Annotated in this window: 10 protein-coding genes; 8 read left to right on the top strand and 2 right to left on the bottom strand. The window is 39.7% G+C overall.

The window, feature by feature from the left end:
* Positions 1-36 precede the first annotated feature (36 nt).
* The 3 genes from H9L23_RS16985 to H9L23_RS16975 all read left to right on the top strand — a co-directional run bounded on the left by H9L23_RS16985 (position 37) and on the right by H9L23_RS16975 (position 4,529).
* Positions 37-1,287: a DUF2130 domain-containing protein gene (locus tag H9L23_RS16985; protein WP_187591505.1), complete on the top strand. Its 1,251-nt coding sequence runs from the start codon at positions 37-39 to the stop codon at positions 1,285-1,287.
* Positions 1,288-1,465: 178 nt separating this feature from the next.
* Positions 1,466-3,610, top strand: coding sequence for a glycoside hydrolase family 97 protein (locus H9L23_RS16980; RefSeq protein WP_246474721.1), 2,145 nt, complete (start codon positions 1,466-1,468; stop codon positions 3,608-3,610).
* Positions 3,611-4,052: 442 nt separating this feature from the next.
* Positions 4,053-4,529, top strand: a complete 477-nt coding sequence (locus tag H9L23_RS16975) for an acyl-CoA thioesterase (RefSeq protein ID WP_187591504.1) — start codon at positions 4,053-4,055, stop codon at positions 4,527-4,529.
* Positions 4,530-4,654: 125 nt separating this feature from the next.
* On the opposite strand, the gene H9L23_RS16970 is transcribed toward H9L23_RS16975, so the two are convergent.
* Together H9L23_RS16970 and H9L23_RS16965 are read right to left on the bottom strand one after the other, a co-directional pair.
* Entirely contained in the window at positions 4,655-6,406 is a 1,752-nt protein-coding gene (locus H9L23_RS16970; protein WP_187591503.1) for a HAMP domain-containing sensor histidine kinase, read from the bottom strand.
* A gap of 1,294 nt (positions 6,407-7,700) precedes the next feature.
* Complete coding sequence (locus tag H9L23_RS16965; RefSeq protein ID WP_187591502.1) at positions 7,701-8,222, bottom strand: NADPH-dependent FMN reductase; 522 nt, start codon at positions 8,220-8,222, stop codon at positions 7,701-7,703.
* Positions 8,223-8,403: 181 nt separating this feature from the next.
* Between H9L23_RS16965 and H9L23_RS16960 the strand changes: the two genes are divergently transcribed.
* The 5 genes from H9L23_RS16960 to lepB all read left to right on the top strand — a co-directional run bounded on the left by H9L23_RS16960 (position 8,404) and on the right by lepB (position 13,008).
* On the top strand, positions 8,404-9,207 hold the full coding sequence (locus H9L23_RS16960) for a ParA family protein (protein WP_113950964.1): 804 nt from the start codon (positions 8,404-8,406) through the stop codon (positions 9,205-9,207).
* 7 nt (positions 9,208-9,214) lie between these two features.
* Positions 9,215-10,123, top strand: coding sequence for a ParB/RepB/Spo0J family partition protein (locus H9L23_RS16955; protein ID WP_025145807.1), 909 nt, complete (start codon positions 9,215-9,217; stop codon positions 10,121-10,123).
* On the top strand, positions 10,123-10,833 hold the full coding sequence (locus tag H9L23_RS16950; protein WP_187591501.1) for a DUF5683 domain-containing protein: 711 nt from the start codon (positions 10,123-10,125) through the stop codon (positions 10,831-10,833). Before H9L23_RS16955 ends, H9L23_RS16950 begins: the two co-directional genes overlap by 1 nt.
* Before the next feature lie 124 nt (positions 10,834-10,957).
* Positions 10,958-11,692, top strand: a complete 735-nt coding sequence (gene dapB / locus H9L23_RS16945) for a 4-hydroxy-tetrahydrodipicolinate reductase (RefSeq protein WP_187591500.1) — start codon at positions 10,958-10,960, stop codon at positions 11,690-11,692.
* Positions 11,693-11,814: 122 nt separating this feature from the next.
* Positions 11,815-13,008 carry a signal peptidase I gene (gene lepB, locus H9L23_RS16940; RefSeq protein WP_187591499.1) on the top strand — a complete coding sequence of 398 codons (1,194 nt, stop codon included), beginning with the start codon at positions 11,815-11,817 and terminating at the stop codon, positions 13,006-13,008.
* Positions 13,009-13,032: the final 24 nt, after the last annotated feature.

Here is a 13,032-nt window from a genome sequence, read left to right as displayed (position 1 = left end):
GTAAACCGAAAATTCGCAGCGGTAAAAAAATAATTTATGCCTACCGAAATAAAATGCCCCAATTGTGCCCATGTTTTTCCGATGGAAGAAGCCATGGCCGAAGATTATAAAAAAGAGCTCCGTGAAAAAATGTTGTCTTTTACGAAGCAGCGCGATAAGGAATATCAGGATAAGGTTGCGGCTTTAGATGCTGAAAAACTGCAGCAACAAAAGGCTTTTGAAACACAACTGGCTGAAGAAAAAACAAAGCTTAAAGATAACCTGGAAGAAAACCTGCGCAAAAGCATTGCTGCTGATTTTGAAACAAAATTACAGATGCTGGAAGGTACTGCGAAAGACAATGCCGAAAAATTAAGGTTGGCCCGCGAGAAAGAACTGGAGTTTCTACGTCGCGAGGAAAGCCTGAAAGTGAAAGAGGAAGAAATGGAACTGGCTTTTCAGCGTAAAATGCAGGAACAGCGCAACGAACTGGTAGAGCAAATCCGTAAACAGGAAGCCGAAAAAAACAGCATTAAAGATACCGAGCATCAGTTGCGTTTAAAAGAATTGGAAAAACAGCTCGATGATCAGAAAAAGCTTGCCGAAGAAATGAAACGCAAGGCCGAGCAGGGCAGTATGCAGTTACAGGGCGAGGTGCAGGAACTGATTTTAGAAGAATTGCTGCGAAGCAATTTTCCATTCGATTTAATTGAAGAAGTTGGTAAAGGCGTTCGCGGGGCCGATTGTGTGCAGGTGGTACGCAATCAGTTTGGACAGGAGTGTGGCAAAATTATTTATGAAAGTAAGCGTACCAAAGATTTTGGGGGCGACTGGATCGAAAAACTGAAGAAAGACATGCGGAGCATGGGTGTTGATGTAGCGGTTATCGTGAGTCAATGTTACCCTAAAGGCATGGATTGTTTCGGTCAGCGTGATGGCGTATGGATCTGTTCTTTCGAAGAGGTAAATGCTGTAGCCTATGTTTTACGCGATGGGATTCTGCGTTTGTCAAGCGCGATGAAATCGCAGGAAAACCGTGGTGATAAAATGCACATGCTTTACGATTACCTGATGGGAGCGGAGTTTTCAGAACAGTGGAAAGCAATCCGTGAAGGTTTTATGAGCATGAAGTTATCCATCCAAAGGGAGCGTGATGCGATGGAACGTTTATGGAAAGCCCGTGAAAAACAATTGGAAAAAGTGTTGTTAAACGCCACGCACATCCGTGGTTCGATAGAAGGCATTGCAGGTAGTGATAGTGTGCAGCTGAGTTTAACGGACGACGACGATGCGTTGCTTTTAGAGTAATATTGGTTCATTTAGACCTCTCAGGTTTTTAAAACCTGCGAGGTCTTTTTGACTTGATTAGTACCCGAACAGATACAATTGATATCTCATTTATTAAATATCTTTTCAGTATTGAACAAATCAAAACCTGCAAGTTTCAGAGTGATATAAATAGTAATAACGATAAATAAATGATAACATGAATAAAAAACTTAACCAATTCTTTAACCGCTCTAAAATCCTTACTTTAATATGTGTTTTGCTGTTTGTTGGAGATGTTTTCGGGAACGTTCCCGGAAAAGATTTGAAGTCGCCGGATGGCAATCTGTTGGCTAGCTTTGCTTTGGCTGAAGGAGGGGTGCCAACCTACAGCTTAAAGTATAAAGGAAAAGACGTTATAAAAACCAGCAAGCTGGGACTGGAGCTTAAAGACGGAAAATCTTTAATGAATGGTTTCTCCATCACCGATACCAAAACCAGCACTTTTAACGAAACCTGGAAACCGGTTTGGGGCGAGGTTAAAGAAATCGTAAACCATTACAACGAGCTGGCGGTAACCCTTACCCAAAAAGAAACAAACCGTTATATAATTGTGCGTTTGCGTTTGTTTAATGATGGTTTGGGATTTAGATATGAATTTCCTGAGCAGAAGAATCTGGATTACTTCGTCATAAAAGAAGAGAAAACCCAGTTTGCATTGGCTGGAGATCATAAAGCATTTTGGCTTCCGGGCGATTACGATACGCAGGAATACAGCACGGTGACTTCAAACTTATCAGAAGTTCGTGGTAAAATGAAAGCTGCAGTAACACCAAATGCCTCGCAAACTACTTTTTCACCAACCGGCTTACAAACGCCTTTGATGATGAAGAGTAAAGATGGTTTGTACATCAATATCCACGAAGCTGCATTGATCAATTATTCTTTAATGTCGCTAAATTTGGATGATAAGAACATGGTTTTAGAATCGTGGTTAACACCCGATGCCGTTGGCGATAAAGGTTATATGCAGGCACCTTGTTTATCGCCTTGGCGCACCATTATCGTGAGCGATAAAGCTGGCGATATTTTAACTTCAAAGCTTACATACAACCTTAATGAACCAACAAAATTTAAAGATGTATCGTGGATTAAACCAACCAAATACGTTGGTGTTTGGTGGGAAATGATCACCGGAAAGAGTACCTGGGCCTATAACAATTTAACCAGTGTACAATTGGGTGTAACCGATTATGCCAAAACAAAACCTAACGGAAAACATGCCGCAAATACAGCTCATGTGAAAGAATACATCGATTTCGCTGCTAAAAATGGCTTAGATGCGGTTTTGGTTGAGGGCTGGAACGAAGGCTGGGAAGATTGGTTTGGTAAAACAAAAGATTATGTGTTTGATTTTGTAACCCCTTACCCTGATTTTGATGTAAAAGAACTGCACCGTTATGCGGCAAGTAAAGGCATAAAAATGATTATGCACCACGAAACTTCTTCGTCGGTACGTAATTATGAGCGCCATTTAGATACGGCTTATAAATTTATGAAAGCCAATGGTTATGATGCCGTTAAAAGTGGTTATGTAGGCAATATGATCCCGAGGGGAGAGCACCACTATGGCCAATGGTTAAACAACCATTATTTATATGCGATCCAAAAAGCAGCCGAATATAAAATTATGGTGAATGCACATGAGGCGGTTCGTCCGACAGGTTTAGCGCGTACTTACCCAAATTTGATTGGAAACGAATCGGCAAGGGGAACCGAATATGAAGCGTTTGGCGGCAACAATGCTGATCATACCACTATTTTGCCATTTACCCGTTTAATCGGCGGACCGATGGACTATACCCCTGGTATTTTCGAAACCAGGGTTAGTGCTTACAATCCTGAAAATACTTCTTTTGTACACAGTACTTTGGCGCGTCAACTGGCGCTTTATGTAACGATGTACAGTCCATTGCAAATGGCTGCCGATTTACCAGAAACCTATAACAAGTACATGGATGCTTTCCAGTTTATTAAAGATGTGGCAGTAGATTGGGACGATACCAAGGTTTTAGAAGCAGAACCTGGAGATTATATCACTTTTGCACGTAAAGCTAAAGGAAAAAACAACTGGTTTGTAGGTCGTACCAATGATGAGGAAGCCCGTACTTCCAAAATCGACTTCAGTTTCCTGGATCCGGGTAAAAAATACATGGCAACCATTTATGCTGATGCAAAGGATGCCAATTATGAAACCAATCCGAAAGCCTATACCATCCGCAAAATGGAAGTGAGCAACAAAACGAAATTGACACAATATTGTGCACCTGGTGGTGGTTATGCGATTAGCATTATGCAGAAATAATTTTGTGCGGTTTAGATGTGGTGTCAGTTGTTACCAACTGACACCTCTATAGTCGTAGCGTCTCGCTACGACTTTTTGATTGGTTTTTTTAGCCACGGATGGACACAGATAAACATGGATTAATTTTTCTATCCATGGTTAACTATTTTGCGGCTTTAATTGTTACCAATTAAAGTCTATTTTTAAGGTTTTTTTAGCCACGGATGGACACAGATAAACACGGATCAATTTTTCTATCCATTGTTAAATATTTTGTGGCGTCATTTGTAACCAGCTGATGATTATTTTTTAGTTTTTTTTAGCCACGGATGGACACAGATAAACACAGATTAATTTTTCTATCTGTGTTTATCCTTTTTATCTGTGGTTAAATATTTTGCGGCTTTTTAATTATACCGTATTTTAATATCTTAGCCAAACCTTAAAATTAAGCAATATCCTCATGCCCAGAACCAAAAATCATATCGAACTTCAATTTTTAAGCGAACCTTCTGATGTTAATTATGGGGGTAAAGTGCATGGTGGTATGATGATGAAATGGATTGACCAGGCTGCTTTTGCCTGTGCCCTACAATGGAGCCAAAGTTATTGCGTTACCGTTTATGTGGGTGGTATCCGCTTTTTTCACCCGGTGCACATTGGTCACTTGGTTAAAATGGAAGCCCGCATTATTTATACCGGTAAAACCAGCATGCACATTGCAGTTGATGCTTTTTCTAAACCGGTGGGACAAACTGATTTTGTGAAAAATACCCATTGCATCATTGTTTTTGTAGCCGTTGATGATAATGGCCAACCAAAAGCAATCCCCTCTTTCAAACCAAAAACAGAAAAAGAAATTGCGATGCATGGCTATGCCATTAAATTAATGGAATTACGCAAAAGTATTGATAAGGAAATGGAGCCTTATATTGTGTAGCGCTGGGTGGATGGCGTTCGGCGGTGCAATTTTCTATCCTCCATTTTCTATCCTCCATCTTACATCCTTTCTCTGTTTCCTCTGTGTAAGACTTAGCGTTCTTTGCGGTTAAAAGGAAATAGAATCTATACCACAACAGGTAAACTAAAACAAAATTTACTTCCTTCTCCGATAGCGCTCACTACCCATATTTTTCCCTGTTCTGCTTCTATAAAATCTTTAGAAATAGCCAATCCCAAGCCCGATCCCGATTTGTTCTGACCATCTGTAGGCACCTGAAAATACCGGTCGAACAGGCGTTTTTGATATTTTTCATCTATTCCTTTTCCAAAATCTTTTACCGAAAACTCAATGAATTTATCTTTTTGCAAAACATCGATGACCACTTTCGATTTCTCTGAACTGTAACGCAAAGCGTTAGATAAAAAATTGACCAGCACCCAGGCTGTTTTTTGGATGTCGGCGTTCACATTAGGGAGATTTTTATCACAGTTTAGTTCCAGGTTGATGGATTTTTGCTCTGCCTGGAATTTAACCGCATCAATAGCATATTGTACAATATCTTCAGGTTTAGTGAGGGCGAAAGTGAGTTTTAAATTGCCGGTTTCAACCTGCGAAAGATCGAGCAGCTCGCTGGTTATTTTTAAAAGCCTGTCGCTGTCTTCTTTAATGTGATTGAGTAACTCGTGCTGTTCTTCGTTCATCGCACCTACACGTTCATCATTAAGCAGTTTCAAGCTCATTTTGATAGATGATAATGGTGTTTTTAATTCATGCGAAACCGTTGCAATAAAATTCGTTTTGGCCTCATCCAATTCCTTAAACTGGGTGATGTTTTTCAAAATATATACACTACCAGCCGATTTTGAAGCAGCAATTAAAGCTTTTTCTTCCTGTTCCTCGTAATTTGGGATAATAATTTCGCGATTTTCTAAAAGGAAATACGATTCCTTGTCATCAGCATAAATTTTTAATGTATTATCAGCTGTTTCAGGTTTAATAATGCGTTTTAACAGTTCGTTTTTTTGCATCAGTTCCGCAACATTTTGTCCAATTACCTTATCTTCATCAAGGTTCATCAGTTTTGCAGCCAGGTGGTTTAAAAAAAGCACTTCTCCTTTTTCGTTTAAACCGATAATGGCATCCTGCATCTGTGCAATAATGGCTTCGATACGCGATTTTTCTGATTTTATTTTTGATAAATTGCTGTTTTCCCATTCGTTTAATTTAACCACCATGCCGTTAAACGAGTCGGCCAGTTCGGTAAATTCGTCGCCGTTTTCAAAATGCAGTCGCTGTTTATAATTTTTGCGACTGATCTGTTTAATGGCAGCGCTAAACTCGGCAAGCGGATTGGCCACAAAACCCGGAAAATTAACAATAAAAGTAAATAGAATGATAAAGCTTAAGGTAGCAGCAATCATAATATAAAGGTTCGCCCTTGATGAAGCTTCGTTGGCCAGCTCATTTTTATCATAAATGGCTTTCATGTTTACCTGTTCGATATTTTGGAGCGCCAGGCGTAAATCCTTAATACGATCTGATTTAATAGCTTCAGGTTGCGGATTTCCCAGTACTTTAAAAGCGCCTTCCAATTGCTGATAAGCCATTTTTTCACCAGGTTCAGTAATGTTTTTACCTTCGTTTTTTAAATTTTCGGTAAACGTGGCCTGTTGTTGGCTGTTTAATGGAAATTGGTTCTGGTCGATAATGTTGCGCATGGCAGCAACATATTTCAGCGATTTGTAGTTGTCTTTAAGAATTACCTTCGATTTATCGGACAGTTCGTTTAGGTAAAAAAGCGCAATCAATCCAAAGGATATTACGATTATAAAGAGAAACCCGAATCCGAGGCGGAGCTTGGTTTTAATTTTCATGGTGTTTTAGTTTAACCGCAAAGGGAGCAAAGTTTTTCGCGAAGGATCGCAAAGCAATTTCTCTCTTTTCGTGGTAAAAATAGCTTATAATTAAATCTGTTTGCTGATGAACTAAAATACATAACAAAGGTTAAATAAATATCATCTTATCGGGCAGTTGCCAATTGTTATGCCAGTGAATCAGGTTTGTTTGTAAATTGTTGTATTTAAATGAGATATGATATTTATTTCGTTTTTATCGAAAAAAAGCTAAAAAAAACCTTTTCATTTTGGAAGGGTTTTTTCCATTTTAAACTCTCGTTTTTGAATTTAAAAGTACAGTTTTTGTTCCTTAAACCTGATTGTAACGGAAAGCCCGTAAGCGAGGAACGAGTGCGGACTTGAAATGAAAAGCAGGGTTGACGTTGCTATAGAACACAGGTTTTGCTTTCCAAAACAAAAAACTTACTATACTTTTTTCTTTTTTTTGGAAAGCAGGTTCTTGGCATTTGGGTTAATGCAATCCCGCTGTTCGCTATACTTCGTGTCGCTTCCATCGGGTTTAGGTGGCACGGCCTTTAATAAGATTTAGGGCTACAGGGTGCAGAAAGAAGTTTATCTTTTGAAAGAAGCTTAAGGGAGTTTTACGCACAGTTTTTTGTTCCTTAAACCTGGTTGAAGCGGATACCGGCCCGGCGGCTAAGGCCTGCAGGCGTATGAGCGGAAAACAGGATTAACGTTACCATGAAACACAGGTTTTGCTTTTCAAAAACAGATTCTAGCTTTTTTTTTGGAAAGCAGATTCTTAGCAATTGGGTTAATGCAATCCCGCTGTTCGCTATACTTCGTGTAGCTTCCATCGGGTTTAGGTGGCGCGGCCTGTAATAAGATTTAGGGTTACAGGGTGCAGAAAGAAGTTTATCTTTTGAAAGAAGCTTATGGGGGTTTTTACGCACAGTTTTTTGTTTCTTAAACCTGGTTGAAGCGGATACCGGCCCGGCGGCTAAGGCCTGCAGGCGTATGAGCGGAAAACAGGATTAACGTTACCATGAAACACAGGTTTTGCTTTTCAAAAACAGATTCTAGCTTTTTTTTGGAAAGCAGGTTCTTAGCAATTGGGTTAATACCATCCCGCTGTTCGCTATCCTTCGTGTCGCTTCCATCGGGTTTAGGTGGCGCGGCCTGTACAGGTATTAATGTGTAAAACACCAAACGTTCCTACGGAACGAAAACGCCAATTTTGCAATTGGCTACCCAGGAATCGTTCCTACGGAACGTCACAACAATCTTCAGCCTGCAGAAAAAAGGCTTTTTATTAAAAATTGATGAACTTTTCTATCTGCTCGCTGGTAAATTTTATCGTATCAGGATGATTGAAATTGCCTTCTGCATCTAACTCGGCCTTAATATTTGGAATATGCAGGCGCAATGGCAAAATGTTGAGGTGAATGTAGTGACAAACGCCTGTAAAATGGTCAACACCGCGGATATTACCATATTTTCCAGAAGAAATGCCCACTAAAGCAGCTTTTTTATCATAAAAACTATCCGGGAAATTACAGGCATCGATCAGCACTTTTAGCACACCAGGGTAACTGCCGTTGTACTCGGGCATGATGAACAAAAACTTTTCGGTCTGGTAAATCATGTTCTGGATTTCCTGAAAAGCTTCCGATCTTTTACCATACATGTCGGTATTAAGCACATCAATTGGCAGGTGCTCCAAACTGAACAAATTGGTATCAACACCTCTTTCTTTTAGTTGCCTTTGGTAATATTTGGCAACTTTTAGCGTATTGCTATTGGGCCTGTTGGTAGCGGCTATTATTGTGATCATGGATAATTGTTAATAAGATGTGTAAAACCCAAATGCGCTTCTTGCTAAAATTGCCATATAGTTTGTATCTTAGCTGATTGTGAAAAAGGCCGTAAACATGGCAAAAATAGAACTTTTTGGCAATTTAAACGCATAAATAACACAGCCCAAATAAACGTTAAGTAAATTTCGGATACATACGATGAGCAAAATTATTGCATTAGCAAATCAAAAAGGTGGTGTTGGTAAAACAACTTCATCTATAAACCTGGCTGCGAGTTTGGCCGTTCTTGAATACAAAACTTTACTGGTAGATGCTGATCCTCAGGCAAATTCGACTTCAGGTATCGGTTTCGATCCCCGAAATATTAAAGATAGTATTTATGAGTGTATTATTAATGATATTGACCCTTTACAGGCCATTCAGAAAACAGATACACCAAATTTAGATTTACTGCCTGCCCACATTGATTTGGTTGGTGCAGAAATTGAGATGATTAACCTGAACAACCGCGAGTATAAAATGAAAGCGGTTTTGGAGAAAATAAAAGATCAGTATGATTTTATTATCATCGATTGTTCTCCATCACTGGGTTTAATTACCATCAACGCTTTAACCGCTGCAGATTCGGTTATTATCCCGGTACAGTGCGAATATTTCGCTTTAGAAGGTTTGGGTAAATTATTAAATACCATTAAAATTGTGCAGAACCGCTTAAACCCGGATTTAGAGATTGAAGGTATTCTGTTAACCATGTATGATGTGCGTTTACGTTTATCGAACCAGGTGGTAGAAGAGGTGAAAACACACTTTAACGAATTGGTTTTTGATACCATTATTCAGCGTAATACCCGTTTAAGTGAAGCGCCAAGTTATGGCGTTTCAGTAATTATGCACGATGCGAACTGTAAAGGCGCAATTAACTACCTTAACCTTGCCCGTGAGATTGTAAAGAAAAACGGCCTGTTAAAGGAAGAAGAAAACATTGGAACAGCAACTTTATAAATTATAGATGACATCTTTTCAGCGAAAAACAGGTTTAGGAAGAGGGTTAAGTGCGCTTTTAGATGATAGCGAATCTTCTCATCCGCCGAAACAGCAGGTAAATGCTGTGAGCGAAACCGAGCAGATTGGCAATATCAGTCACGTAAGTTTAACTGAAGTTGAAACCAATCCATACCAGCCACGTACCGAATTTGACCAGGTAGCTTTAAACGAGCTGGCCGATTCGATAAAAGTACAGGGGCTGATCCAGCCGATTACGGTGAGGAAATTAGGTGCCAATAAATACCAGTTAATTTCGGGCGAACGCAGGTTCAGGGCTTCGAAACTTGCTGGTTTAACACAGATCCCGGCTTATATCCGCAGTGCTAACGACCAGCAGATGTTGGAGATGGCATTGATTGAAAATATTCAGCGCGAAAATTTAAATGCCATCGAAGTGGCCCTGAGTTTCCAGCGGATGATTGATGAAGTAGGCTTAAAACAGGAACAATTGGGCGAGCGTGTAGGTAAAAACCGGACAACGGTGACCAACTATTTACGTTTGTTGAAGCTCCCGCCAGCCATACAGGCTTCTATCCGCGATCAGAAAATCAGCATGGGCCATGCAAGGGCTTTGATTAATGTTGATGGCGTTGATAAACAGTTGTATATCCACCAGGAAATTCTTGATAAAAACCTTTCCGTACGTAAAGTAGAAGAAATTGTGCGCAATTTGCAGCATATTCCTTTACCTGCAAGCGAGAAGCAAAAAGAAAGAGCAGTTTCTTTCCAGTATCAGAAACTGCAGGACGATCTGGCCTCTAAATTTGCAACCCGCGTAAAGTTAAAAGTAAGTCAGAACGGTAAAGGGGCGATCGAAATCCCATTTATGAGCGATGACGACCTGAATAGAATTTTAGAGTTATTAGACTGGTAATGCAAAGGACTAAGCTTTTAATACTGGTTACTTTATTTACATTTTTTATGGTAAACCTTGCCTCGGCGCAGGTGAAGGATACGGTATTAAAACCTGCTGATACTTCAAAAGTAAAACTGACCAAATCTTTAGATACAGCCAAAAAACCTTTAACCAGAAAGGACTCTTTAAAGGCTAAATATGTAAATCCCGGTAAAGTTGCCGGCAGGAAAGCTGTTTTTAGATCGATGCTAATACCCGGCTGGGGGCAGTTATACAATATCCAATTGCTGAATGATGGTTATGGTACAAGGGCAGGCAAAAGCCAGGTATTACAGAAACTATATACCGGTGGTAAAATTGTAGCCATTTATGGTGGTGCCACAGCACTTACTTTATCCCTTATGGATAGCAGGAAGAACTATAAACGTTTTTTGGCAGAGGCACAATACCGGGAGGCAAATCCCGGGTTAAAAAGTGATCTGACACAATATACCAATCAAGGTATTCTGGATGGGAAAAGTTTATATAAGCGGAATTCGCAGATTGTATATTTCTCTTATGGACTACTGTATGCAGCCAATATTATTGACGCTTATGTTGCTGCGCGGTTGCATTTTTTCAATATCGACGATAACCTTTCTTTTAAGGTAATGCCATCGGTAATCGGTTCAGATACTATGTATGGTTTCAACGCAACGCCCGCATTAAAACTCTCCCTTACTTTTTAATGTAATAAAATAAATGATTTCTGCTGATCAATATGAAATCTTAATGCTTTTATTACCTTTAAACCATTAAAGGTGTCTCATCGACAATTAATTCAATTACAAAGAAGAAAATAAATATAAAGAAATGAAAATTGCGCTTTTAGGTTACGGCAAAATGGGTCAGATTATTGAGAAATTTGCTCTTGAACGCGGTCACGAAATCGTTTTAAAAATTACAGTTGATAATCAGGAAGATTTAACCAGGCAAAATTTAAAATCGGCAGATGTAGCAATTGATTTCAGCACGCCTGATTCAGTGCTGAAAAATATTGATGCCTGTTTTGATGCCAATGTTCCGGTAGTAGTGGGTACCACTGGTTGGTACGGTAAACTGCAGGAAGTAAAAGATGATTGCAGCAACAGTAACAATACATTGCTTTATGGGTCTAACTTTAGTATCGGCGTTAATTTATTTTTTAAATTGAACCAGACTTTGGCCAAACTGATGAATAATTATCCGGCTTACGAGGTTCAGGTAGAAGAAATCCACCATACCCAGAAGCTAGATGCACCAAGCGGTACAGCCATTACCCTGGCAGAGGGTATTGTAGATAACCTGGATAGAAAGCAGGAATGGTTAAATGAGGTGGTGGGAACAGATGTTGAACTGTTTCCGAAAGCCGAGCAGTTGCTGATCGAATCGCACAGGATCGAAAATATCCCGGGTACGCATACCGTAATTTACAGCAGCGAAGTGGATGAGATTGAAATTAAACATACCGCACACAACAGAGCAGGTTTTGCTTTAGGTGCAGTGGTGGCAGCAGAGTGGGTAAAAGATAAAAAAGGGTTTTTCAACATTACCGATATTTTTGAATAAGAGACTTTTTCAGTTAACAGTTGGTAGTTTTCAGTTAACCGATTAACCAGTTTATACAATTAAACAATTAAGATACCAGGGGGGTAGCCGATTAAGTTGATCGCGGACCAAAATTAAGATATATGAATTACAAATTCTGGCAGAGAAAAAAGGATGCCACAAAAAAGAAAAAATCTAAAACCCGCGAGTGGGTAGATGCCATTGTTTTTGCCGTTGTAGCTGCAACCATTATCCGCGTTTTCTTTATAGAAGCTTATACCATTCCATCGGGCTCGATGGAAAGATCGTTATTGATCGGTGATTTTCTTTTTGTAAGTAAAGTAAACTATGGTGCCCGTATCCCGATGACACCCGTTGCTTTTCCTTTTGCACACCATACCATGCCTTTAACTACTTCTACCAAAGCTTATTGGGATGGCGTACAATGGAAATATCACCGCTTACCGGGTTTATCTAAAATTAAAAGAAATGATGTAGTGGTATTCAACTTCCCTGAAGGAGATACCGTTGCAGTAGAAAACCAGGCAGAAAGCTATTATGCATTAGAGCGAAGCTTAGGCCGTCAGCAGGTGAGGAGCACTTTTACGATAATCGATCGTCCGGTTGATAAGCGTGAAAACTTTATTAAACGCTGTATTGGTATTCCTGGCGATGTGATTTCGATGAGCAATGGTATTGCCAATGTAAACGGTAAAAACGAGCCTTTAAAAAATACCGGGATGATGCCTTACCGCATCGAGTTTAAAACCATGGATTTTAACTATGCTGCACTGGATGAATTTAACCTGAACCTGGGTAATTCGCCGGCTGTTGCCACCAATACCTATATTGTTGATGCTTCGCCAGAAATTGCAGAGAAACTAAAAACTTTTGATTTCGTAAAATCAGTGACTTTAAGCCCGGATGCGCCAGGACCAGTGCAAGGTGGCGTTTTTCCTAATGATCCGAACAGGGCGTGGAACAGGGATAATTTCGGCCCGATTAAAATCCCTTCAAAAGGATGGACGGTTAAAATTGACAGCACTACCATGCCGCTTTATTACAGGGCCATCAGAACTTATGAAGGAAACAAAGTAGAACAAAAAGCTAGTGTTTGGTACATTAACGATAAACCAGCCACTACTTATACTTTTAAAATGGACTATTATTGGATGATGGGTGATAACCGCCATAATTCTGCTGATTCGCGCTATTGGGGTTTTGTACCCGAAGACCATATTGTGGGCAAAGCCTTATTTGTTTGGATGAGCTGGGACAGCACTGCATCCTTCTTACATAAAATAAGGTGGAGCAGGTTGTTTATGGGGATCCATTAATCAATCTATTCATAAAATATTTAA

Source organism: Pedobacter roseus (assembly GCF_014395225.1).
Lineage (GTDB): Bacteria > Bacteroidota > Bacteroidia > Sphingobacteriales > Sphingobacteriaceae > Pedobacter > Pedobacter roseus.
The sequence above is the reverse complement of the archived record's forward strand: the minus strand, read 5'-3'. Positions and strand labels throughout refer to the sequence as shown.